This window comes from Streptococcus sp. KHUD_014 (assembly GCF_051106275.1).
Taxonomy (GTDB): Bacteria; Bacillota; Bacilli; order Lactobacillales; family Streptococcaceae; genus Streptococcus.
On record NZ_CP193666.1, the window covers coordinates 1839966 to 1866494 of the forward strand.

12 protein-coding genes and 1 pseudogene are annotated in these 26529 nt (G+C 42.1%); 1 reads left to right on the forward strand and 12 read right to left on the reverse strand.

The window, feature by feature from the left end; all coding sequences use genetic code 11:
* Positions 1-10 precede the first annotated feature (10 nt).
* From secA2 to ACORHT_RS08985, 12 genes and pseudogenes are all read right to left on the reverse strand, one after another.
* Positions 11-2389, reverse strand: coding sequence for an accessory Sec system translocase SecA2 (secA2, locus tag ACORHT_RS08930; RefSeq protein WP_434350076.1), 2379 nt, complete (start codon positions 2387-2389; stop codon positions 11-13).
* Positions 2376-2858, reverse strand: coding sequence for an accessory Sec system protein Asp3 (gene asp3 / locus ACORHT_RS08935; protein WP_434350077.1), 483 nt, complete (start codon positions 2856-2858; stop codon positions 2376-2378). The genes secA2 and asp3 overlap by 14 nt, the downstream gene beginning before the upstream one ends.
* On the reverse strand, positions 2858-4390 hold the full coding sequence (gene asp2, locus ACORHT_RS08940) for an accessory Sec system protein Asp2 (protein ID WP_434350078.1): 1533 nt from the start codon (positions 4388-4390) through the stop codon (positions 2858-2860). Before asp2 ends, asp3 begins: the two co-directional genes overlap by 1 nt.
* Entirely contained in the window at positions 4380-5954 is a 1575-nt protein-coding gene (asp1, locus tag ACORHT_RS08945; RefSeq protein ID WP_434350079.1) for an accessory Sec system protein Asp1, read from the reverse strand. The genes asp2 and asp1 overlap by 11 nt, the downstream gene beginning before the upstream one ends.
* Positions 5955-5969: 15 nt before the next feature.
* The gene (gene secY2 / locus ACORHT_RS08950) at positions 5970-7199 is read right to left on the reverse strand and encodes an accessory Sec system protein translocase subunit SecY2 (RefSeq protein ID WP_434350080.1); all 1230 of its coding nucleotides are present in this window, start codon (positions 7197-7199) and stop codon (positions 5970-5972) included.
* Positions 7200-7479: 280 nt separating this feature from the next.
* Positions 7480-8487, reverse strand: coding sequence for a sugar transferase (locus ACORHT_RS08955; RefSeq protein ID WP_434350081.1), 1008 nt, complete (start codon positions 8485-8487; stop codon positions 7480-7482).
* 8 nt (positions 8488-8495) lie between these two features.
* Complete coding sequence (locus tag ACORHT_RS08960) at positions 8496-11714, reverse strand: SP_1767 family glycosyltransferase (RefSeq protein ID WP_434350082.1); 3219 nt, start codon at positions 11712-11714, stop codon at positions 8496-8498.
* Positions 11715-11724: 10 nt separating this feature from the next.
* Positions 11725-12949: pseudogene (locus ACORHT_RS08965) on the reverse strand (glycosyltransferase).
* Positions 12918-14165, reverse strand: coding sequence for a glycosyltransferase (locus tag ACORHT_RS08970; RefSeq protein WP_434350083.1), 1248 nt, complete (start codon positions 14163-14165; stop codon positions 12918-12920). Before ACORHT_RS08970 ends, ACORHT_RS08965 begins: the two are co-directional and overlap by 32 nt.
* 2 nt (positions 14166-14167) lie before the next feature.
* A complete protein-coding gene (locus ACORHT_RS08975) occupies positions 14168-15046 on the reverse strand; it encodes an acyltransferase (RefSeq protein ID WP_434350084.1) in 879 nt (292 codons plus the stop codon).
* Positions 15047-15127: 81 nt separating this feature from the next.
* Entirely contained in the window at positions 15128-16006 is an 879-nt protein-coding gene (locus ACORHT_RS08980; protein ID WP_434350085.1) for a glycosyltransferase family 2 protein, read from the reverse strand.
* A gap of 233 nt (positions 16007-16239) precedes the next feature.
* Positions 16240-16416 carry an LPXTG cell wall anchor domain-containing protein gene (locus ACORHT_RS08985; protein ID WP_434350839.1) on the reverse strand — a complete coding sequence of 59 codons (177 nt, stop codon included), beginning with the start codon at positions 16414-16416 and terminating at the stop codon, positions 16240-16242.
* Positions 16417-16462: 46 nt separating this feature from the next.
* Here ACORHT_RS08985 and ACORHT_RS08990 point away from each other — a divergent pair, with 46 nt between their 5' ends.
* Positions 16463-25567 carry a hypothetical protein gene (locus ACORHT_RS08990; protein ID WP_434350086.1) on the forward strand — a complete coding sequence of 3035 codons (9105 nt, stop codon included), beginning with the start codon at positions 16463-16465 and terminating at the stop codon, positions 25565-25567.
* Positions 25568-26529: the final 962 nt, after the last annotated feature.

Below are 26529 nucleotides of genomic sequence, written 5' to 3' on the forward strand. Positions count from 1 at the left end.
TGTCCCCTTTTTATGGAAAATAAGCCATAATTTCCCCATCAGGTGAAATGTCTACTCGACTCAATAAAAGATTTCGAACCATATCCTTCTTGACCTGCCTTTTCATTTCTTCGAATCCATGATAGGCTTCTTGGTAATACTCGACAATAGGATTCTTTTGAGCAGCTGACTGCCCACCAATCGCTAGACTCAGTTGTTGAAGGTAGTCCACCTGTTCTACCCAGTTATCATCTATGGCCTTTAACAAGGCTAAACGCTGAAAATCTGAAAAGAAGTCATGAGTTTCAAGAAGCGTTCGTTTCTCTTGTAGACTTTTTTGGATGGTTGTCTCTAAAACTCGTCTAATGGCTTCCTTATCTGTCATATCCAACTCGCGAGGAACTGCATGATAAAGAAAACTGATATTTTTAACGATAAAATGATAGAGTTCCTCTCTACTTTCAAATGCTTCTTCTGACAAGCTTTTTTTTATGAATTCATCTAGTACATCCACAACAAAACCATCTAGATCCTCGGTACCATCAATCAAACGGTTTCTTTGACTATAAACCATCTCTCTTTGGATATTCATACTCTCAGCATACTCTAAGGTTTGCCTTCTTGATGATCTAGCAGCGCTATCGCTTGCCTTCTGCGCTTTTTCTACTAATTTTCGATAGCGTCTTCCTTCTAAAAGTTCTGGGCTTATCTGTTTATTTACGGTATAGTCCTTATACATCTTATGTACCCAAGAAGGACCAAACTTCTTGATCACATCATCTTCCAGTGACACAAAGAATTTTGATAGCCCAGGGTCTCCCTGTCGCCCAGAACGTCCTCTAATTTGTAAGTCAATACGCTTACTATCCATCCGTTCTGTACCAATTACAACTAGACCGCCAAGTTCAGCAACTCCTGGACCAAGTTTAATATCAGTCCCACGACCGGCCATAGAAGTCGCAACTGTCACAGCTCCCATACGACCCGACTCTGCAATCATCTGAGCTTCACGCGCTGCATTATGGGCATTTAAAACGTTATGAGCAATTCCTTCACGTAATAATAGGGAGGAGTAAAGTTCAGACATTTCTACGGATCCGACAAAAACCAATAAAGGATTACCTTTTTCATGATAATATTTAATTTCAGCAAGCGATGCATACACTTTTTCAGGTAGGGTAACATAGAGATTATCTGGATAATCGATTCGCTGATTCGGACGATTTGTAGGAATTTGAATCACTGACATGCCATAAGTTTCTAAAAACTCTTTCTCTGCAACCTTTCCTGTCCCAGTCATCCCAGAGATTTTTTTAAACTTCTTAAATAAGCTTTGGTAGGTAATGGAGGCCATCGCCCGTGTTTCTTCAGACAAGGGAACGTGCTCTTTTGCCTCAATGGCTTGGTGTAAACCACCCTGTAATTTGGTCATTTCTAATAAACGACCTGTACTTTGATCTAGCAGCACCAGCTCTTCGTCTTTCTCGCCCTTACGAATAATATAATCTTTATCCCTTTTAAACATGGTATGAGCTCGTAGTGCAAAGGTCAAGTGTCTTGCTAGTACACCATGTTCTTCGGAATAGAGGTTATCAATACCCAAAAAACTTTCTGCAGTTCTAGCACCCTTAGTAGTGAGCCATACCTCTTTTTTCTCATCTTTAAAGATATAGTCTTGACCCTCAACTAGTGTTGTCATCAAGGTATCAATAATTCCATAAAAATTGGATTGTACCCTCGGTGAACCTGAAATGACCAAAGGAGTTTGAGCACTGTCCAGCAACACTGAATCTACCTCATCTACGATAACAAAGTTAAATTCTGGCATATACTTTTTATCTTCACTGGAGGCTAGATTATCAACCAAATAGTCAAAACCAAGACCGCTATTGGTAGTATAAATAATATCCGCTTTATAAATTTCCTGCTTATCCTCAGCCGTTAACTCTTCATCCTCGTCTTCAGAAAAAGGAATACGAATGGTCAAACCTAGGAACTCATAGACCTGTCCCATCTCCTCTGCATCACGCTTGGCAAGATAGTCATTTGTAGTCACTAGCATAACACCTTGCCCTGATAAAGCATTGAGATAGACTGGCATCGTAGCGGTCAGAGTTTTCCCCTCGCCCGTATTCATCTCCGCAACATTCCCTTGGTGAATGACAATTCCCCCCATGACCTGTACATCGTAGGGAAACATTCCTAAGATTCGTTCATCAGCCTCTCTGACAACTGCAAAAGCTTCTACCAGAAGATCATCTAAAGTTTCTCCAGCAGCCAATCTCTCTTTAAATTCTTGAGTTTTTCCTGCTAATTCAGCATCTGTTAGCGAAGCCATCTCATCTTTTTTTAGATTGATTTGATGCAAGATTTTTTTCACCTTGCTCAACTGTCTATTATTTTTCCACATCTTGTTCAGAATAGTCCTCTTCTATTGAAAATGAATGAAAGTCAACTGATTGAAAGCCTGCGCTCAACAGTTGTACTTTGTAATGATAGGCGTCTTCAGGATAAGTAAAGGTGAAATCAAAGTTTTTTTCTATTACTTGACCAACTTGCCTATCATAACGATTCATAAAAATGAGTCTAAAATATAAACCATTTTGAGGTTGAACAGTCATCTGACTAGCTAAACGGTAACGATGTCCCCTTTTCAAAAGAGGTAATGTCGGGGTTAAGCGATTCCCTTGAAAGTTAAAACTTGAGGTCCACTCATGAATCATCGTACCAGAATTCATCATACTATTTTCAAAATAAATATGATTACGTGAATGATATATAACGACTGAACCATATAAAAAACTATTCTCTTTCAAGTCACCTAAACTGGCTCCCTTAAATTCTCCCCAATAAATCTCTTTATTCCGTTTGATAATCATTAAAACTTTCTCCCAAAATCTTGCTCTAATATCATCTTATAAAAATTCATGAACCAAGTTATAGTTGTATCATTATCATCGTTATGTCGACCCGAGGTTCCTTTTACCATAATACGAGCTCCCATATGATAGAGGTTTTCAACTAAGTCATCATAGGCACGTGGATCATAGTCTTCCTCTTTCATATAAGAAAGTCCAAAAATTGTTTGACTAAAATCTGCCTGTTTAAAAGGAGTCCAGAAACGATCATCCAAAGCTCTCATAGCATCTAAGCTAGCCTCCCCCTTAGAATGATGACGTAAAATATCAAAGGCAGTTGGGAAAAGGCCTGGTGCCTCAAGCCTGCCTCTCTCTGCTATCAATCCAAGATTGGTCAAGGGTTTTGACACAATAACAGCTCGAGGTTCAAAGAAAGAACTGTAATACATAGCACCATAGGTTCCCATAGATATCCCCGAAAGGATTAACTCTTTATTTGAAAATCCTAATAAATCCAAATATTTTTGAATGACATTTCTAACGCCATTTTCTAGGCAATCATCACCCAAGTAGAAGGCTCCTCCATCTATCCGAGGATCTTGAAAAAGAATGAAAGGTGTACCAAGAGATCTCATCATTCCGAAACCTTCAAATCCTTCCGCACGTCGATAACCAGAGAAATAGATATTCAAAGGTGGCTTAAAGTCTCCTGGATAGAAAAAGTAATTGATTTCCTCACGCTTTTCATTATGAATGATTCCCCCACCAAGAACATATTTACCAAATTGGTAGCGCGTCAAACGCTGGTGAAGAGCTCCTATTTTCAGACATCCTGCTCCTCTAGCTTCTAAAGAGACACTGATAAATGAAGAAAAATCATCATCCAGTACCAGAGCTGCCTTCATATCTTCAACTGTGAAAACTCGTTCTTTAACAAAGTTAGCAGTGGAGCCATCTTGGATATTTCGAACAATCAGACGAATATCACAAGTCCAATCTTTCTCATATTCGAGCCAAAGTTCGACTGGGTTAAATTCGCTAGCTCGGATATTATACTTCCAACTAATTAAGGGGCGAAAGTCTTGACCATACTTTCCTAGGAGTTCTAGATTTTCATAACCATTATATCGAACCTTTCCTGTAAAAGCAGGATTGACAATCATATCAATTGGAACTAACTTATCTCCATACTGCCCTCTAAACAGGGCCTTAGATAAGAGTCGCAAAAGTTCTACTGGGTTTGAAAAATCTGTTGCTTGAGCACAGGTTTTTTTCAAAAAATTTTGAACATCTTTTGATTGAGTCTTATCTGTATCAGGGTAGAAAATAGTATAAGGAGTGATCTTTTTCATCAGCGGCATCAAATCTGATAAATGCTCAGGATTTTCAACCAAAATAGCTGAAAAAGTTCTTAAGCCTTCCATTTTCATGACCTTCTTTATAGCAGTCGTTGATCTCGGCCAAAAGAAATGCCACTCCATATTTTCAGGAAGCTCATAGATATGGCTCCAGTTTCTGCTACCTATCTGCAAAATCTGTAATTTATTGCTCACCCTTTGCCTCCTCTAACCATTTTTCCCACTTATCTACAAATTGATCACCTGTATTTTGTCGAATCTTATCAATTGAATAAATTAAGGCTTGATTCCAATGTTTCAGGGTATCTAAGAAATAGTGCCCAGCTTTACTAAACTCCGATAAATCCGATAGGATATACCCATTTTGTAAATGGGTAACATATTCTGACTCGTGTCGGTTGATTTGAGGGATTCCTGCGCTAATCCCTGCAATCTGTGTGTAAATATTAGCGACTGGATTCAAATCAACAATTAAACGAGTATACTCTAGCTCACGAATTAAGCCCATCTCATCATTTAGATTGATAATCTTAAAGCGGTAATCATCTCTGGTATTTTCTTCTAATGTATTTTCTGCATCAGATACCACAGAATCCTTTAACAGATCTCTTGGGTTAAGACGTTCAAGAATGAGCGAATCGAGTTGCTCCTGCAAAGCTTCAATTTGATAACCTTCTGCATTAAATACTGAAAAAACAACCTCTGTCAAGGGATTTTTCGAAACGAAATGCATGATTTCATACAGGACTTCTGGATCTTGTTGCATCTGTATATCTAATTGGACATAAATTTTTGATTCTTTTAATCGTTGGCTAATCCCTAATTTTAAGCGCGTATCAAATGACGGTAAATGATGCATTTTAAAAGCAAATTGGGGATAGGCCTCTTGTAATTGCTCAAGAAAATCTTTCCGATCACTAATCAACAATCTAGATTGTTCTACTACTTGGCGATGAGTTTGTAAATCATCTGCTTGATTTCTTTCAATAAAGAAACTTGTAATTTTAGGAGCTTCTTTTGGTAATTTTTCTAACAATTGATCTTGAAACTTGGTATTAGCTGCCAAAACAAATGAATCTCCAACTTGATAGTCTTGATTTAAAAATTTTGTTAAGAATTCCCAAATAAGTTCATCAATACTCTCATAAGCTAATTTTTCAAAACGATAGCTTAGCGCTGGGTTTACCTTTACAATTGGCTCTTCCCCCTGCAAGTTTTCCCTAAGTTGCCACTGGCCTTTTGCATTGTAATAATAGCGAGTAGCTGGCTTCTGATCCTTAAACTCTACAAGACTAGATAAAAAGCCTCGATCATCAAAATAGCAAATAAAATTAACTTGGTCATCCTTAAAGTAAGTGATATAGCTGATGAAGCCTTCTGAACCATATTCAATTTCAGCATAGAGTTCTCCTTGTTGCTTAACTACAACTACAAAAGGAGTATAGATAAAATCACAATCTTCATCCCATGCTAAATCCTTTAATTGTAAAGGATGCATCTCCTCAGCTTCAATATTTTGAATAGCATCAAAAACGGAGAAAACATCCGACTCCAACAAATCTTGTCTGTGTAACAAGTAGCGTAGATGAGGATGATAAGTCAACCATAGCATCTTAGATTCTAATTCTTGGCGTTTAAAAATCCGAATTTGGTGTAAGATATCATCAAATTCTAGGCGATAAGGGGTCCTATACCAAGGCACAATATTGGCTTGCCAAGATGGATTGTTACGCTCCAAAAAAGGAATGAAATAATACATAGCTTCTCCTCACAATTATGAATCGATTTCTAAGAGTGGTCGATAATTCTCGTTTAATGTCAAGGCATCGATTTCTTCCTTGATATTAAACACCATTCCATTAAAAATCAAAAATAAACCTGGAAGCATCGTAAGTTGCATATAGCGTGGATCATATAATACAATCAACATTGGTAATCCTGCCATAAGAACAGTATAGGTCGAACCAATTACTGCAAAACGTAAGATCAGCCAATTGATATAACGACTTGTTTCTTCTCCTGGATATATATTATAGATATACTCCCCAGATTTTTTCATCTTCTCAGCGATTTCTTCTCCATTCATATTAACAAAAGAGAAAGCAAGTCCCAATATAAACAGTACTACAATATATGTATACAGCCAGACTGGTCGTCCAATTGCAAATTGGCCTATCCAGTCCTGTACCCAAGTCACATTTGGAAAAATAATCTGGAGTAACATTAGTAAATACTGGGGAATTGAAACCAAGGACATGGCGTACATAAAGGGCATCCCCCCTGCTGGGTTCAACTGAATATCAAAATAAGAATAACGTTTAAAACGATTGTGAATCGTAATCTTATTCACTAGAATACGATAGCGTGCCCTTTGCATGATGACGGCAATGTACAAAAAAGCAAGAGAAAACATAAGTAATAATGCAACAAATAAAGGACTAACTTGTAACTCCTTAATACTATTGACTATGTTTTGTGGCATACTAGCTACCATGCTGGACATTAAAATAACCATGGAACCCCCGACACCAAACAGAGAGTTCAAATCCGATAGCCAGACCAAGAAAAAGGTCCCTGCGATCAAGAGTAGAGTATTCATGGTCAAGACTAGCCCATAATTCACGCCTGATTGAATAGGGAGATTAAGAGTAATAGCTAATGCTTGGATTAAAGCAATAACAATCGTTAAAATCATTTTTCCACGATCCTGAACTTCAAGTGGTAAACTGCCTAGACCAAGTTTTTTAGTCATACTAAACATTTGCCATAAAATCATCGCCGACATCCAGGGAGATAATCCAACTGAAAATAGAGAAAGACTCCGAAGGTTGCCACCTGTCATAGCAGTAGAAAATGCTAAGAAAGCGGCAGTTCCACCCAAAAAACTCGTGTCATTAACGTTTACAAAGGGAAGGGTCAATCTACTTCCTAGAACATAAATGAACAAGAAAGAAATCGTCCACATAACCCGTTTCACGACAACTGATGTTAATTTTTTCTTCAAATTTTTCTCCTACCTTATTCGAGTGATGAGATATTCTGATGAACATAGCTAATACTCAATGAAAATCAAAGAGCAAACTAGGAAGCTAGCCGCAGGTTGCTCAAAGCACTGCTTTGAGGTTGCAGATAGAACTGACGACGTCAGTAACATATATACGGTAAGGCGACGCTGACGTGGTTTGAATTTGATTTTCGAAGAGTATAAATTTATAAATTAATCTTTTGCCAATAATGGCATTCCCTCATCCTAATGGATGAGGGCAATACATAACTATCATGTTCTAGATATCCAAAACCTGCATCACTGCATCAATTAATAGTTTTTTTGTAAAGTAGCCTTGTTTCAAGGCATAACTCACTTTATATACATTTTCAACCATGTGTTGATAAGCTTCTACTGTCGTTTCCTCTACAAGACGACTGGCTTCTTCCAAACTATCTACTACATAACCCAAGCCTTTTTCTTTTATGAAATTAGCATTTGAGAGATAGGATGGTACTACTACTGGAATCCCTGCAGCAAGATAGGTACTGACTTTATGAGGGATATTCAAGCGATAATAGTCTTCCTCATCAGCAGGATTTTCACTGGTCCCCCATACCAAGCCAAAGCCACCCTCTGATAAAGCAAAAAGCAATTCTGGATCGGTTTTCCAACCTCTAAAGGAAACTATTGGGTTACTATTCTCTTGATTTGATTCGGAAAAAATATCGAGAGGTGTTGAGTAAGCCCAGTTGGATAAGTGCTCAAAACGCTCCACACTACCCGCAAAAGATAGTTTTTTCTGAAAAGCAGGCTGTCTCAAAGGATAGTCATGAACATGATCCCACATGCCTTGGATCATAATTTTTTGAACTGTCAATCCTTCCTGAATCAGGCGTTCCTTCATTTTCTCTGATGGAACAACTACTAAATCCGATTGGTTGTACATCTCAATGTACTCAAGCATCAAGTAATAATTGGATGGGAACATAAGGGGTGGAACATCATGAATGAAGGTAATAATTTTCGTATTTAAAATCTTACATTTTCTAATAAAATTTTGATCGTACTCCCTACCATTCCACGATGGAGATTGATAAACGACAATATCACCGTAACCCACTCGAGCCATGACACCATCTAAACGGCTATTCAACTCACCTTGACTATCACTATAAATATCGTAAAAGTAAAAACCAAGCTCGTGAAAGTCTAACTTTCTTGCAATTTTAACGGTTTCATTCTGGGCAATTAAGGCTGTGCTTTGACCAGACATACCGTAAATATTTGTAATATTTATCTTCATAATTCTATTTAAATCCTTACAACAACTTGCTTATTATAGATTTCATCCTCAACTAGCTGAATTTCTTGATCAAAATTATGCTCTGCGGTATGCTTATGTGAGAATTTCACTTTTGAAGTTGCTCCCATCTTAAACCACTCATATTCGGAATCAATATGACCTAAATCAATCGCTTGTATGCCTTTTTTGCTTAAGTGATACGCTAAAACCTTTGCTGTAGGTCCAAGCATCAAGAATACTAGTTTACCATCTGCGTGATTTTCAATCACTTCTTGAATATCCTTAACCTTACTGTAGGCATTTCTAGAAGGGCAGATGATACGCTCAACAGACTGAGCATTGTCAAAAAGGTCATTACCAACTCCTGAACGTGAGTTTTCACCTTCTACGATCAAGATGTTTCGTTTATCCCAAAGTTTCTTTAATTTTTCAAAGTGAGCTACTGAAGCTGACTTATCTTTGAGGTCCATATAAGGGCGAGATATAAAAGTAGAACCATAGAAACTTGCTGTACAAAATCTATGATAGGCTTCTTTATAATTCTCTAAATGCTTTTGCCAAAAGTTAACAGCTTCAGGATTATAGCGTTCCAAGCCTTCAAAAACATCTGAGAGACAAACCAGCAATTCTGGAGAGCTTTCTAGTTGGATCATACTTCTAAGCTGTTCTGCCAATGTCTCATCGTAGTCTTGATAAGGAATTCCATGTCCCATCATAATATCCATTTCCCCATCTCCATAACGAATGACAGAAGAATGGTGTTCTAGTATATAATCAAGACTCTGCTGGATATCCAGTACCTTTGGGTAGGATTGCAGCTTTTTTACAGGCAACTCTCCATTTTGACAGTAGGCTTCAATAGCTAGAACCATCTCCTCAGGACGCCCTTGGTCATAAAGAAACTGACCTTGTTCACCATGGGCTACACTTTCAAAAGCAAATACTGGTTTTCCAGCTTGTCGGAAACGCCCAATGATCCCATCAACTTCGGATTCAGCATTGATATCCAGTAAGAAGTCACAGCCTTCAACCAAGCTATCAATCAAAGCTGCTTGCCCAGCAATATCTGACAAGACAGAGACATTTGGGTAGGCTAGTAGAGCTGTAATACTATCAGCCACCATAACGGGAGCTGCCACATAAAACTTGACATCTGGTAAATTTTCAATCAAGTAGCCCATATTTCTCAAGTCGCTTGAGAAGGTATAGACTAGGGCTGAATGTTGAACCCCTGTGTACTGACTCACCTGATCTTTTGTCAGACAAGGCGTTACCTGACTCATGTCTGACCAATCTTGAGCATTATAATACCACCAAACATCTCGATAGATGGAGCGTTCATACAATCCCCATGGTTTTCTCTCTGTCAAATAATGAATAATCGGTGGATAAGTCCCAGGTTCTGGTCGATAATCTGAAAAATGAGTGTGCAAGGTAATACAGTTATATTTAAAGTCCAAAGCTAACCAACAATCTTTAAATAAGAGATTCAAGATACTTTGATCATCCTGAGCAACCTTGTCATGCAACTCATTAGTCATTTCAATCAGTTGTTTGCGAACTTCTTCTTGTTTCCAAAGGCGATTATTGATAAGCAAGACGCCTGCGTTGAATCCATGCTCATTAAAATATACTTGTGCCCCCAGATCCTTGACTGCTGCCAATGGATACTCTCCCAGTTCGACATCAAATAGAGGACTTAAGTCTCTTGTAACAACCAAGTCACAATCTAGATATAAGACCTTATCTTCCTCAACAAAATCTGAGATAAAATAACGTAAAAATGTTGCATAGTGAATATTGGTCCTATATTGGCTAATATGAGAACTATTCACACGGGCATTGACGATTTCACAGTCTAGCTTCTTTAACTTACGATTGAGATTATAAAACCATTCTGTCGGAAAATCGCTGTTAATCAGATAAAAACGAAGCCCGCGATTATGACAGCAGATTGATTTTATTGTAGTTAACACTTTATCTGCATATTGATAGTTGGCTCCTAGTACAATTGCCTTCATATCCATTTTTTCTTTCTTTAATTTTTTAATTACTTCTATCATTGGCTGGGGAGTCTGAGAGGAAACAACTATTTGTTCCAATTGATTTTTGTTGGTCATATCAAAAGTCAATATTGGTCTACCTGCACTGGTATAGCGATTGACGATAAAGTCCATCGAACTTCCCTTATGGATATCCAGATAGGCGTCTGACTTCTCAATCATTTCATCAATCACTGCCCCAACCATGCTGGGATACAAGTAAACATTAGGATATTTGTCCAAAGCCAGAAGAATATCCCCCATGTCTGTATAGGCACCAATATGGAATCCAACATCAGGAAGAGCTTGAGCTAGTTCTTCAATATACAGAAAATCCTGAGAATCTGTGAATGTAAATAGATTGACATTATGAAGGTCATAAACTCTCTTGATGGTAAAACGTCCTGCATAGTGGTCAGCAATCTGTTCATAACTAACATCCCGAAATGCCCACCATAAGTCTCGATAACGATAGCCCATCAGAGTGGACCATGGTTTCCGATAGGTCGTATAATGGATGATCAAGGGTTCTTTATCCAATTCAAAATGTGAATCCCAATGGCTATAGAATGCAACGACATCATGTCCAACTTGAAGATTAAAATGCTTATCTAACTCTAGCCAATGATTCTGGAAGACTAAATTGAAAATGGTTTGATCCCCATTGAAACCTTCTGTAGTAGTCTGTTCCAGGTAGGACATATACTCCACTGTCTTATCAAACAACAAGGAAGTAATATCTTTTTCTCTCCACTTTTGACAATCAATGACCAGCATCCCTGAATTAAATCCATTGCCATCAACATCCCTTACTGCCGCTAAAGAGTAGTCACCAAACTCCAAGTCAAAGAGTGGACTCAAATCTCCATGCACAATAATATCACTATCTAAATAGACTACTCTATCTTCTGTAATCAGTTGTGGAATTAAGTATCGAGCATAAGCTATGGGGGAGATGTGCGCTTGGGTTTTCCACTCTGGATCAATCACATCACCGATAAAAATATCCTCTACAAGACTGCCTAACCTTTCCACTTGAATCTTGACTTCATGAAACCAATCGCTAGGGATATTCTGATGTAGAATGTAAATCTTAACCTGTTGATTATAATACAAAATAGACTTTATCGTCGTAAGCATCGGTGTGAGATAATTCTTATCCCCAGCAACTACAATCGCCTTCATATAAACCCTTCTAATTCCTTAATTGTCCACAATATTTTTTAATAGCGTCCACCATCTTCTCTGGTTCAGAGGATGAAAAAATGTAGCTTCTTCCACTTGAATCATGACTGGTATTCTCAAAAGCAAAAATCGGTTTATCTCGTTTCTGAACTTCTTCGATAATATTGGCAATCTCACCTTCATGATTGATGTCTAAATAAAAATCCATTTTATCCAAGGTTTCCTTCTTATTAAAGGGATTAAAGCTCGGATAAAGTGACAAATTTAAATGAGATTGTAAATCAACGACAAAGGGAGCAAAATTTGTATGCGCCAAGACTGTAAAATGCACTTCGGGCAGTTCAGACAATAAATACTCTAAGGATTCCATTGCGGCACTATTTGTGAAAATACAAGTATGATACAAGGGAGCGCCTACGAGTTCATTAAAGAATCGTTTAGTAATAGCTGAACCCAGCAATACATCATTCCAATTCAAGCCATAATAAAACCACCATAACTTACGAAAACGTGTCAGCGTCAAATGGGTCCATGGTTTATATTCCGCAGTATAATGGATAATCTTTGGAAAATGATGGCCGTAAATAAGAAGATTTATACCATTCACTATTTCCATTTAAATGTAAAAATTGGTCCATCCCAACCATAAAATTATACTCTTTGTCCAAATGTAACCACTGATCACCAAAATACATGTTGAGAATACCTTGATCTCCATAGACATGTTCATGGTGTTGGGCAGTCAACTCTAGTAATCTTTTTGTCGAATTATTTTCCCGCCATTTTTTAATATCAATTAGTAACATGCCCGAATTAAAAGTGGATACCAAACCATTCATATCATGATCTTGTACAGCTGCAATTGCATAATCCTGTAAATCTAGGGAGAATAAGTCGTCCAGTTTATCATGGACAATCATGTCCGAATCCAGGTATAAAACTCTGTCTTCTGACACTTCATCTGCTATGAAATATCTAAAATACATTGCATAGGACATAATGTTGTTCGGCAAATGAAAATCATGGAGATTATGCTCTGTCTTTTTAACATTGACAATCTCAGAACCAATAACCTTTAAACGATTTCTCATCAATAAAAACCATTCACTAGGTAGATCGTCATTAAACACATAGAATTTCACATTGTGATTATGAACCGAGACTGACTTTATAACGGTTTCAACCTTATCAAGGTAATGAATATCAGCTCCAAGAGCGATTACTTTTTGATACATTCTTATCTCTCTGTTCTTCTATTTTTTTAATCAATTCATCTATTTTATCAACTGAAAAAACCGTGCTTTCTCCATTAGAAAAATGATTGGTAGAATCAAATGAATAAATTGTCTTTCCTTGTCGCACCATCTCTTGCAACTCTTGATCCATAGCCGGTCCATAATTAATATCTAAATAAATATCAGTTTTATCTATTATGCTTTGTTTCATTTTAGGATCGGCACATGGATAAATATAACAATTTGAATAGCGTTGCAATTCGATAATATTTGGTGAAAAATATGTTGGTGCCGCAATATGAAATTGGACATCTGGCAATTTTTCAAGTAAATAACTGATCCCCTCGACATCGCCTGTATTAGTAAATATACTAGCATGCTGTGATGATGGTAAAATCAACTCTGAAAATGTTTCTTTCAAAACATGAGTTCGTAATAAAATATCATTCCAATTTAAGCCGTAGTAAAACCACCAAACATCCCTAAAACGATTAAAGCGAAAATGCTTCCACGGTTTATTCTCTGTAGTATAGTGAATAATACACGGAACACCTTCAAATGATGCGTACCAATTATAATCCCCCAAATAATATCGATGGGCATCGGCACCAACTTGCAAATTATATGTTATATCCAAGCGTTTCCATCTATCTTTAAACAATATATTGAAAATTTCCTGATCTCCGTATACATGTTCATGATGAGCTATAGTTAACTCAAACAACTGTCTGGAAATATTTTCTTCACGCCACATATCCGTATCAATTAGTAGTACACCTGAATTAAATCCCTCATCAGTAGTTGGAATATCTGGAACAGCTCCAAGTGGGTACCCCTCCAAATCAATATCAAACAATGCTGTCAAACTAGAAGTTACTACAATATCACTATCAAGATAGAGAACCTTCTTTTCAAAAACAAAATTTGGAATAAAATATCGAAGATAGGCTGCAGAACTAAGGTGAGGTGTAGGAAGATGAAAGTGACTAATCGTATCATCTGTGATTTTTATATTTATAATCTCCGAATTTAATACAGATAGTCTTTTGTTCATCAATTGAAACCACTCCGTAGGAAAATCACTGTTAAAAATATAAAATCTTATATCCCTATTATGGCTACAGACTGACTTTACCGTCGTTTCCACCTTATCCATATAATTGCTATCAGCTCCAAGTACGATAGCTTTTTTTGATTGTTTGTTACTAACCTTCATCCCTAGTCTCCATTCTCATCTTTCTCTAAATGATGTCGAATTGCCTCAAGCATTTTACTTTTTTCTTCTATCTTAAACACTTGTATCTCTTCATTTTTTCTATGAACAACATTTTCAAAGGCAAATATTGGTTTTCCTTTTTCTAAAGCACGTCCGACAATATCATCGACTTCATTCCAATGGTTAATATCTAGGTAGAAATCAGCCATTTCTAAAATGCGGTCAGAAATTTCTCGAGATTGACAATACTCATACAGTTGAAAATTCTTAAATCGTTCAAAACTTCTTAAATAGTCTGATACATTCGTTGGTGCTGCAACATGAAAATCAACTTCAGGTAAGCTACTCAGTAAATACTCCAAGTCTTCCAACTGATCTGAGTAAGTATAAACAAAAGTATGATACTTTGCAGTATTTTTGGCTGTAATCTTTAATTGTTCACTATGAGTCACAATAGAATTACTTGGGATATCTTGATGAATAAGGCAATTCGCTCCTATGATAACATTATCTCCGATAGTAACTCCTCTAAGGATAACTGTATTTGCTCCGATCCAACAATCTCGTCCAATGCGAATCGGTGCACCATTCATTGCAGTTTTAAAAACATGATAGTTGTTAAACTTATGATTGGAATCAAAAATTCTTACTCCATCCCCAAACATAGTATCACGTCCAATACTGATTTCTTCCGTACATCGGATCGAACAATGATCATTAAAAAAGACTCCCTCTTCAATCGATAAAGTTGCCCCCAAAGAAACTTCCAAACTTGTAAAAGGACGCATTGTAACTCCCTGAGCAATCTGAAGGCAAGCTCCCTCGGATATTTCAATATGATGATAATTTCCCTGAAAATTAATCAGAACATTAAAATCCATTTCTAGCTCCTTTAATCATTAATAGCACAATATAGTTTCAATTTTTCTACTAGAATATGAGGCAACTTAAATAGCTACTCCTTATTCCTTAAACAAATCTAATCTAAATAAAATTTCTCTATATTCATCAGTCTCTGTGAGATTGTATGTTTCACATAAGTATTTATATTCGTTTAGGATATTTATAAAACGAATTCTCATAACACTGGTATCAATACCAGCAAGAATAAGATCTGCAAGTTTTAAACTAAATACTTGCAAGATATCCTGTACCCAAGATAGATCAAATTGCGAAGTCATGATACTACCTTGTCTAACACGATAGATATAAAGATTATCATTTACAAAAATTGTTTTCTGACTTTTTATAAACAACCTATGAATAGTTGCCTCATCGTCAAAACGCCGACCATTAGTAAATGGAACTTGCAATAGCAAGTCTTTTTTAAACAGCTTAAACATAGGCATAATAAAGGCCGAAGCATTTAAATGCCAATAGCCTGCTTGCCGATCAATTAATTCTTGAGCTGATAATTCTTCGATGCAAAAATCTCTCTCTAGTACATAGAATTTACACTGTCCATCATTCTCATCATAAATAAAATAATTACCGATTACGATATCTGCTTCTGTCTCCTCCACTTGTCTCTGCAAAGTATCTACCATTCTTTTTTCAGCGATATCATCTGAATCTACAAAAAGGACATACTCACCGAGTGCTTGAGTAACACCGAAATTTTTAGCCAGAGCCGCTCCTCTATTTTCTGTATGAAACACACGAACTCGACTATCCAATTCAGCAAATCTATCACATATTTCCGCTGAAGCATCCGTAGAACCATCGTTTACCAGAACTATATCCAGATTTGTATAGGTCTGATTCAGAACACTTTGAATGCACTCTTCCAAATAATTTTCCACATTATACACAGGTATAACAATACTAATTAGATGTTCCAATTTTACTCCTTTTTCCTAAATTCTCATTTTATTTATTTTCAATTTGTATAAAAGTGAAAGCTCTTATTATTTAAAATATACACTATACATTATACCATTTTTTAGATCATTTCACAAAGCATGACAAGCCTAGAATCCCACTTTTAAAAAACATAAAAACCTCCAAAAGCTTAAAACTTTTGGAGGTTTTACGACTAGTTAATTAGTCTATTTTAGGCTATCTAAAACAAGACTTATTCTTCATCATCACGCTTACGACGTTTAGCCACTAAACCTAATCCTGTTAGACCTGCTGCAACTCCAAGAAGAGCATTTGTAGCTGAAGCTGTCGTTCCAGTATTTGGAAGTTGCTTACGAGTCTTAGTTGTATTAGTTTGAGGAGCTTGACTAGTTGAAGTTGAATGAGCCATTGATTGGCTAGTACTTACTGATAATGATAGTGATTGTGATACTGATGTGCTAATTGAATCTGATGTTATCACACTATCGATATCTAAGCTATCAAGTGATAAGCTCTCCGGCATTCCCTTACTTGTAACAACTGAGGTGCTTGCACTTGTTGAAGCTGACGTACTTGCACTTGTTGATGCAGATGTACTTGCTGATGTACTTGCGCTGGTTGAGGCTGACGTGCTAGCCGATGTGCTTGCGCTTGTTGAGGCTGATGTACTTGCTGACGTACTTGCACTTGTTGAGGCTGATGTACTTGCTGATGTACTTGCACTTGTTGAAGCGGATGTACTTGCTGACGTGCTAGCCGACGTACTTGCGCTGGTTGAAGCAGATGTACTTGCTGACGTGCTTGCACTTGTTGAGGCTGACGTACTTGCTGACGTGCTTGCACTTGTTGAGGCTGACGTGCTAGCCGATGTACTTGCACTCGTTGAAGCAGACGTACTTGCTGACGTGCTTGCACTTGTTGAGGCTGACGTGCTAGCCGATGTGCTTGCGCTCGTTGAAGCCGACGTACTTGCTGACGTACTTGCCGATGTGCTTGCACTTGTTGAAGCGGATGTACTTGCTGACGTGCTAGCCGACGTACTTGCGCTGGTTGAAGCAGATGTACTTGCTGACGTGCTTGCACTTGTTGAGGCTGACGTACTTGCTGACGTACTTGCACTTGTTGAGGCTGACGTGCTAGCCGATGTGCTTGCGCTCGTTGAAGCCGACGTACTTGCTGACGTGCTTGCGCTTGTTGACGCTGACGTGCTTGCACTTGTTGAGGCTGACGTGCTAGCCGATGTACTTGCACTCGTTGAAGCAGACGTACTTGCTGACGTACTTGCACTTGTTGAAGCCGACGTACTTGCTGACGTACTTGCACTTGTTGAGGCTGACGTGCTAGCCGATGTACTTGCACTTGTTGAAGCGGATGTACTTGCCGATGTGCTTGCACTTGTTGAAGCGGATGTACTTGCTGATGTGCTTGCACTTGTTGAAGCGGATGTACTTGCTGACGTGCTTGCGCTTGTTGAAGCCGATGTACTTGCTGACGTACTTGCACTTGTTGAGGCGGACGTGCTTGCTGACGTGCTTGCGCTTGTTGAAGCTGACGTGCTTGCTGACGTACTTGCGCTGGTTGAGGCTGATGTACTTGCTGACGTGCTTGCGCTTGTTGAAGCCGATGTACTTGCTGACGTACTTGCACTTGTTGATGCAGATGTACTTGCTGATGTACTTGCGCTGGTTGATGCGGACGTGCTAGCCGACGTACTTGCGCTGGTTGATGCTGACGTACTTGCTGACGTGCTTGCGCTGGTTGATGCTGACGTACTTGCGGACGTGCTAGCCGACGTACTTGCACTTGTTGAAGCTGACGTACTTGCTGACGTACTTGCACTTGTTGAGGCTGATGTACTTGCTGACGTACTTGCACTTGTTGAAGCGGATGTACTTGCTGAAGTGCTTGCACTTGTTGAAGCTGACGTGCTTGCGCTTGTTGAAGCGGATGTACTTGCTGACGTACTTGCGCTTGTTGATGCTGACGTACTTGCTGACGTACTTGCACTTGTTGAGGCAGATGTACTTGCTGACGTACTTGCACTTGTTGAGGCTGACGTACTTGCTGACGTGCTTGCGCTTGTTGACGCTGACGTGCTTGCGCTTGTTGATGCTGACGTACTTGCTGACGTGCTTGCACTTGTTGAGGCCGACGTACTTGCTGACGTACTTGCACTTGTTGAGGCTGACGTGCTAGCCGATGTGCTTGCGCTTGTTGAGGCTGATGTACTTGCTGACGTACTTGCACTTGTTGAGGCTGATGTACTTGCTGACGTACTTGCTGACGTACTTGCACTTGTTGAGGCTGACGTACTTGCTGACGTACTTGCGCTCGTTGAGGCTGACGTGCTTGCTGACGTACTTGCACTTGTTGAGGCTGACGTGCTAGCCGACGTACTTGCACTTGTTGAGGCTGATGTGCTAGCCGATGTGCTTGCGCTTGTTGAGGCTGACGTACTTGCTGACGTACTTGCACTTGTTGATGCGGATGTACTTGCTGACGTGCTTGCGCTCGTTGAAGCGGACGTACTTGCCGATGTACTTGCACTCGTTGAAGCAGACGTACTTGCTGAGGTACTTGCACTTGTTGAGGCTGATGTACTTGCTGACGTACTTGCACTTGTTGAAGCGGATGTACTTGCTGAGGTACTTGCTGACGTGCTAGCCGATGTGCTTGCGCTCGTTGAAGCCGACGTACTTGCTGACGTACTTGCCGATGTGCTTGCACTTGTTGATGCGGATGTACTTGCTGACGTACTTGCCGATGTGCTTGCACTTGTTGAAGCGGATGTACTTGCTGATGTGCTTGCACTTGTTGAAGCTGACGTGCTTGCTGACGTGCTTGCGCTTGTTGAAGCGGATGTACTTGCTGACGTGCTTGCACTTGTTGAGGCTGACGTGCTAGCCGATGTGCTAGCCGATGTGCTAGCCGATGTGCTAGCCGATGTACTTGCACTTGTTGAAGCGGATGTACTTGCTGACGTGCTTGCGCTTGTTGAAGCCGATGTACTTGCTGACGTACTTGCACTTGTTGAGGCGGACGTGCTTGCTGACGTGCTTGCGCTTGTTGAAGCTGACGTGCTTGCTGACGTACTTGCGCTGGTTGAGGCTGATGTACTTGCTGACGTGCTTGCGCTTGTTGAAGCCGATGTACTTGCTGACGTACTTGCACTTGTTGAAGCCGATGTACTTGCTGACGTACTTGCACTTGTTGATGCAGATGTACTTGCTGATGTACTTGCACTTGTTGAAGCGGATGTACTTGCTGACGTGCTTGCGCTTGTTGAAGCCGATGTACTTGCTGACGTACTTGCACTTGTTGAGGCTGACGTGCTTGCTGACGTGCTTGCGCTGGTTGATGCTGACGTACTTGCGGACGTGCTAGCCGACGTACTTGCACTTGTTGAAGCTGACGTACTTGCTGAGGTGCTTGCGCTCGTTGATGCAGATGTACTTGCTGACGTACTTGCACTTGTTGAGGCTGACGTACTTGCGCTTGTTGATGCTGACGTGCTTGCTGACGTGCTTGCGCTTGTTGAAGCGGATGTACTTGCTGACGTGCTTGCACTTGTTGAGGCTGACGTGCTAGCCGATGTGCTAGCCGATGTGCTAGCCGATGTGCTAGCCGATGTACTTGCACTTGTTGAAGCGGATGTACTTGCTGACGTGCTTGCGCTTGTTGAAGCCGATGTACTTGCTGACGTACTTGCACTTGTTGAGGCGGACGTGCTTGCTGACGTGCTTGCGCTTGTTGAAGCTGACGTGCTTGCTGACGTACTTGCGCTTGTTGAGGCAGACGTGCTAGCCGACGTACTTGCACTGGTTGAAGCTGATGTACTTGCTGACGTACTTGCACTTGTTGAGGCTGATGTACTTGCTGACGTGCTTGCGCTGGTTGAAGCCGATGTACTTGCTGACGTGCTTGCGCTGGTTGAAGCCGACGTACTTGCTGACGTGCTTGCGCTGGTTGAGGCTGATGTACTTGCTGACGTACTTGCACTGGTTGATGCAGATGTACTTGCTGATGTACTTGCACTGGTTGAAGCTGATGTACTTGCTGAAGTGCTTGCGCTTGTTGAAGCCGATGTACTTGCTGACGTGCTTGCGCTCGTTGAAGCCGACGTACTTGCTGAAGTGCTTGCGCTGGTTGAGGCAGACGTGCTAGCCGACGTACTTGCACTGGTTGAAGCTGATGTACTTGCTGACGTACTTGCACTGGTTGAAGCTGATGTACTTGCTGATGTACTTGCACTGGTTGAAGCTGATGTACTTGCTGACGTGCTTGCGCTGGTTGATGCGGATGTACTTGCTGACGTGCTTGCACTTGTTGAAGCGGATGTACTTGCTGACGTGCTAGCCGACGTACTTGCGCTGGTTGAAGCAGATGTACTTGCTGACGTGCTTGCACTTGTTGAGGCTGACGTACTTGCTGACGTACTTGCACTTGTTGAGGCTGACGTGCTAGCCGATGTGCTTGCGCTCGTTGAAGCCGACGTACTTGCTGACGTGCTTGCGCTTGTTGACGCTGACGTGCTTGCACTTGTTGAGGCTGACGTGCTAGCCGATGTACTTGCACTCGTTGAAGCAGACGTACTTGCTGACGTACTTGCACTTGTTGAAGCCGACGTACTTGCTGACGTACTTGCACTTGTTGAGGCTGACGTGCTAGCCGATGTACTTGCACTTGTTGAAGCGGATGTACTTGCCGATGTGCTTGCACTTGTTGAAGCGGATGTACTTGCTGATGTGCTTGCACTTGTTGAAGCGGATGTACTTGCTGACGTGCTTGCGCTTGTTGAAGCCGATGTACTTGCTGACGTACTTGCACTTGTTGAGGCGGACGTGCTTGCTGACGTGCTTGCGCTTGTTGAAGCTGACGTGCTTGCTGACGTACTTGCGCTGGTTGAGGCTGATGTACTTGCTGACGTGCTTGCGCTTGTTGAAGCCGATGTACTTGCTGACGTACTTGCACTTGTTGATGCAGATGTACTTGCTGATGTACTTGCGCTGGTTGATGCGGACGTGCTAGCCGACGTACTTGCGCTGGTTGATGCTGACGTACTTGCGGACGTGCTTGCGCTGGTTGATGCTGACGTACTTGCGGACGTGCTAGCCGACGTACTTGCACTTGTTGAAGCTGACGTACTTGCTGACGTACTTGCACTTGTTGAGGCTGATGTACTTGCTGACGTACTTGCACTTGTTGAAGCGGATGTACTTGCTGAAGTGCTTGCACTTGTTGAAGCTGACGTGCTTGCGCTTGTTGAAGCGGATGTACTTGCTGACGTACTTGCGCTTGTTGATGCTGACGTACTTGCTGACGTACTTGCACTTGTTGAGGCAGATGTACTTGCTGACGTACTTGCACTTGTTGAGGCTGACGTACTTGCTGACGTGCTTGCGCTTGTTGACGCTGACGTGCTTGCGCTTGTTGATGCTGACGTACTTGCTGACGTGCTTGCACTTGTTGAGGCCGACGTACTTGCTGACGTACTTGCACTTGTTGAGGCTGACGTGCTAGCCGATGTGCTTGCGCTTGTTGAGGCTGATGTACTTGCTGACGTACTTGCACTTGTTGAGGCTGATGTACTTGCTGACGTACTTGCTGACGTACTTGCACTTGTTGAGGCTGACGTACTTGCTGACGTACTTGCGCTCGTTGAGGCTGACGTGCTTGCTGACGTACTTGCACTTGTTGAGGCTGACGTGCTAGCCGACGTACTTGCACTTGTTGAGGCTGATGTGCTAGCCGATGTGCTTGCGCTTGTTGAGGCTGACGTACTTGCTGACGTACTTGCACTTGTTGATGCGGATGTACTTGCTGACGTGCTTGCGCTCGTTGAAGCGGACGTACTTGCCGATGTACTTGCACTCGTTGAAGCAGACGTACTTGCTGAGGTACTTGCACTTGTTGAGGCTGATGTACTTGCTGACGTACTTGCACTTGTTGAAGCGGATGTACTTGCTGAGGTACTTGCTGACGTGCTAGCCGATGTGCTTGCGCTCGTTGAAGCCGACGTACTTGCTGACGTACTTGCCGATGTGCTTGCACTTGTTGATGCGGATGTACTTGCTGACGTACTTGCCGATGTGCTTGCACTTGTTGAAGCGGATGTACTTGCTGATGTGCTTGCACTTGTTGAAGCTGACGTGCTTGCTGACGTGCTTGCGCTTGTTGAAGCGGATGTACTTGCTGACGTGCTTGCACTTGTTGAGGCTGACGTGCTAGCCGATGTGCTAGCCGATGTGCTAGCCGATGTGCTAGCCGATGTACTTGCACTTGTTGAAGCGGATGTACTTGCTGACGTGCTTGCGCTTGTTGAAGCCGATGTACTTGCTGACGTACTTGCACTTGTTGAGGCGGACGTGCTTGCTGACGTGCTTGCGCTTGTTGAAGCTGACGTGCTTGCTGACGTACTTGCGCTGGTTGAGGCTGATGTACTTGCTGACGTGCTTGCGCTTGTTGAAGCCGATGTACTTGCTGACGTACTTGCACTTGTTGAAGCCGATGTACTTGCTGACGTACTTGCACTTGTTGATGCAGATGTACTTGCTGATGTACTTGCACTTGTTGAAGCGGATGTACTTGCTGACGTGCTTGCGCTTGTTGAAGCCGATGTACTTGCTGACGTACTTGCACTTGTTGAGGCTGACGTGCTTGCTGACGTGCTTGCGCTGGTTGATGCTGACGTACTTGCGGACGTGCTAGCCGACGTACTTGCACTTGTTGAAGCTGACGTACTTGCTGAGGTGCTTGCGCTCGTTGATGCAGATGTACTTGCTGACGTACTTGCACTTGTTGAGGCTGACGTACTTGCGCTTGTTGATGCTGACGTGCTTGCTGACGTGCTTGCGCTTGTTGAAGCGGATGTACTTGCTGACGTGCTTGCACTTGTTGAGGCTGACGTGCTAGCCGATGTGCTAGCCGATGTGCTAGCCGATGTGCTAGCCGATGTACTTGCACTTGTTGAAGCGGATGTACTTGCTGACGTGCTTGCGCTTGTTGAAGCCGATGTACTTGCTGACGTACTTGCACTTGTTGAGGCGGACGTGCTTGCTGACGTGCTTGCGCTTGTTGAAGCTGACGTGCTTGCTGACGTACTTGCGCTTGTTGAGGCAGACGTGCTAGCCGACGTACTTGCACTGGTTGAAGCTGATGTACTTGCTGACGTACTTGCACTTGTTGAGGCTGATGTACTTGCTGACGTGCTTGCGCTGGTTGAAGCCGATGTACTTGCTGACGTGCTTGCGCTGGTTGAAGCCGACGTACTTGCTGACGTGCTTGCGCTGGTTGAGGCTGATGTACTTGCTGACGTACTTGCACTGGTTGATGCAGATGTACTTGCTGATGTACTTGCACTGGTTGAAGCTGATGTACTTGCTGAAGTGCTTGCGCTTGTTGAAGCCGATGTACTTGCTGACGTGCTTGCGCTCGTTGAAGCCGACGTACTTGCTGAAGTGCTTGCGCTGGTTGAGGCAGACGTGCTAGCCGACGTACTTGCACTGGTTGAAGCTGATGTACTTGCTGACGTACTTGCACTGGTTGAAGCTGATGTACTTGCTGATGTACTTGCACTGGTTGAAGCTGATGTACTTGCTGACGTGCTTGCGCTGGTTGATGCGGATGTACTTGCTGACGTGCTTGCACTTGTTGAAGCTGACGTGCTTGCTGAAGTGCTTGCACTTGTTGAAGCAGATGTACTTGCTGACGTGCTTGCACTTGTTGAAGCTGACGTGCTTGCTGAGGTGCTTGCACTTGTTGAAGCAGATGTACTTGCTGAAGTGCTTGCACTTGTTGAAGCGGACGTGCTTGCTGACGTACTTGCGCTGGTTGATGCAGACGTGCTAGCCGACGTACTTGCACTTGTTGAAGCTGACGTGCTTGCTGACGTACTTGCACTTGTTGAAGCTGACGTACTTGCTGACGTGCTTGCGCTCGTTGATGCAGATGTACTTGCTGACGTACTTGCGCTTGTTGAAGCTGACGTGCTTGCCGATGTACTTGCGCTGGTTGAGGCTGATGTACTTGCTGACGTGCTTGCACTTGTTGAAGCTGACGTGCTTGCCGATGTGCTTGCGCTTGTTGATGCAGATGTGCTTGCTGACGTGCTTGCACTTGTTGAGGCTGATGTACTTGCTGACGTACTTGCACTTGTTGAGGCTGATGTACTTGCTGACGTGCTTGCGCTCGTTGAAGCTGATGTACTTGCTGACGTGCTTGCACTTGTTGAGGCTGATGTACTTGCTGACGTGCTTGCACTTGTTGAAGCTGACGTGCTTGCCGATGTGCTTGCGCTTGTTGATGCAGATGTGCTTGCTGACGTGCTTGCACTTGTTGAGGCTGATGTACTTGCTGACGTACTTGCACTTGTTGAGGCTGATGTACTTGCTGACGTGCTTGCGCTCGTTGAAGCTGATGTACTTGCTGACGTACTTGCACTTGTTGAAGCTGACGTGCTTGCGGACGTACTTGCGCTTGTTGATGCAGACGTGCTAGCCGACGTACTTGCACTTGTTGAAGCTGACGTACTTGCTGACGTGCTTGCGCTCGTTGATGCAGACGTGCTAGCCGACGTACTTGCACTTGTTGAAGCTGACGTACTTGCGCTCGTTGATGCAGATGTACTTGCTGAAGTACTTGCGCTTGTTGAGGCTGATGTACTTGCTGACGTGCTTGCGCTTGTTGAAGCTGACGTACTTGCTGAGGTGCTTGCGCTCGTTGATGCAGATGTACTTGCTGACGTACTTGCGCTTGTTGATGCGGACGTGCTTGCTGAGGTGCTTGCACTTGTTGAAGCTGATGTACTTGCTGACGTGCTTGCGCTTGTTGATGCGGACGTGCTTGCTGACGTACTTGCGCTTGTTGATGCAGACGTGCTAGCCGACGTACTTGCACTTGTTGAAGCTGACGTACTTGCTGAGGTGCTTGCGCTCGTTGATGCAGATGTACTTGCTGACGTACTTGCGCTTGTTGATGCGGACGTACTTGCTGAGGTGCTTGCGCTCGTTGAGGCTGATGTACTTGCTGAAGTACTTGCGCTCGTTGAGGCTGAAGTACTTGCTGACGTGCTTGCGCTTGTTGAAGCCGATGTACTTGCTGACGTGCTTGCACTTGTTGAGGCTGATGTACTTGCTGACGTGCTTGCACTTGTTGAGGCTGATGTACTTGCTGACGTGCTTGCGCTTGTTGAAGCGGACGTACTTGCTGAGGTGCTTGCGCTTGTTGAAGCCGATGTACTTGCTGACGTACTTGCACTTGTTGAGGCTGATGTACTTGCTGACGTGCTTGCGCTTGTTGAAGCCGATGTACTTGCTGAAGTACTTGCACTTGTTGATGCAGATGTGCTTGCTGAGGTGCTTGCACTTGTTGAAGCTGACGTGCTTGCCGATGTGCTTGCGCTTGTTGATGCAGATGTACTTGCTGACGTACTTGCGCTCGTTGAGGCTGACGTGCTAGCCGACGTACTTGCACTTGTTGAAGCTGACGTGCTTGCTGAGGTGCTTGCTGATTGGCTCGCACTTGTCGATGCGGACTGGCTTGCTGAGGTGCTTGCTGATTGACTTGCGCTTGTTGAAGCTGACTGGCTAGCTGAGGTGCTTGCTGATTGACTTGCGCTTGTTGAAGCTGACTCAGATGCACTGGTCATTGCACTTACTGATGCACTGGTTGAAGCAGACACTGACGCACTGGTTGACGCTGATGCTGACTTATGATCCGAATCTGACAAGTCAGGAGTTACTGTGTTTTTTGTTCCGTCTTTGTAGGTAATCGTTACAGTTCCATTGCTATCAATATCGTACGATTTAATACGGAAATCTGTTGCAGGGTTAGACGTCTTCACCGCATTAAGAATCTTATCAAGGTCTTTTCGAGTCAAGGAAGTTAGATTAGAAACCTGTACAGCATCTTTTGGTTTAACACCTGGGAATTTTTCGTTCAGTTTTCCTTGTGCTACTACAGTCGTTACTCTACCCGTATTATCTGATAAGTCTGTAGCATTAGTTCCACGCGTCCATTTATTACCATCTGCATACTGTACATTTTCTCCATAAGTAGCAGTGTACTCTAGGACTTTTGGATTTGTTGTTGAAGCTTCAGTGGTAATATCCTTAATTCCTGGTGCAGCATCATCTGAAGAATAACCATCTTGGAAAATGCGATCTTTATCAGAAGTTCCATCGTTTAATTTCAGAGTTTTAATCTTACCACTATTATCTTTAGCAGTTAAAACAACTTTAATCTCATCTCCTGCAAAGACTTCGTAGCCACTGACTCCTGGGCGAACATTATTCTTAATCGTTTGTTTTTCCCATTGGCCAGTCTTATCATTCTTAATATAAAGTTCAAAAATTACTTCAGGTGCTACAGTTTCCTTGGTAATCGTTGCAGTCGTTGTAGCCGAACTCAAGGTTTCAGTTCCACCACTTGGAAGTGTTACTGTTTTTTCTTGCTTAGCTGTCACATCTCTAGTCGGAAGGAGACCATTGTTGCCATCGTAAGCTTTTTGTAGTTCTGCAGGTTC

What these genes read in the sequence shown, in the direction of transcription:
- secA2 (WP_434350076.1), bottom strand. Translation starts at nt 2,389, where the DNA reads ATGTGGAAAAATAATAGACAGTTGAGCAAGGTGAAAAAAATCTTGCAT.
- asp3 (WP_434350077.1), bottom strand. Translation starts at nt 2,858, where the DNA reads ATGATTATCAAACGGAATAAAGAGATTTATTGGGGAGAATTTAAGGGA.
- asp1 (WP_434350079.1), bottom strand. Translation starts at nt 5,954, where the DNA reads ATGTATTATTTCATTCCTTTTTTGGAGCGTAACAATCCATCTTGGCAA.
- ACORHT_RS08955 (WP_434350081.1), bottom strand. Translation starts at nt 8,487, where the DNA reads ATGAAGATAAATATTACAAATATTTACGGTATGTCTGGTCAAAGCACA.
- ACORHT_RS08960 (WP_434350082.1), bottom strand. Translation starts at nt 11,714, where the DNA reads ATGAAGGCGATTGTAGTTGCTGGGGATAAGAATTATCTCACACCGATG.
- ACORHT_RS08970 (WP_434350083.1), bottom strand. Translation starts at nt 14,165, where the DNA reads ATGAAGGTTAGTAACAAACAATCAAAAAAAGCTATCGTACTTGGAGCT.
- ACORHT_RS08975 (WP_434350084.1), bottom strand. Translation starts at nt 15,046, where the DNA reads ATGGATTTTAATGTTCTGATTAATTTTCAGGGAAATTATCATCATATT.
- ACORHT_RS08985 (WP_434350839.1), bottom strand. Translation starts at nt 16,416, where the DNA reads ATGGCTCATTCAACTTCAACTAGTCAAGCTCCTCAAACTAATACAACT.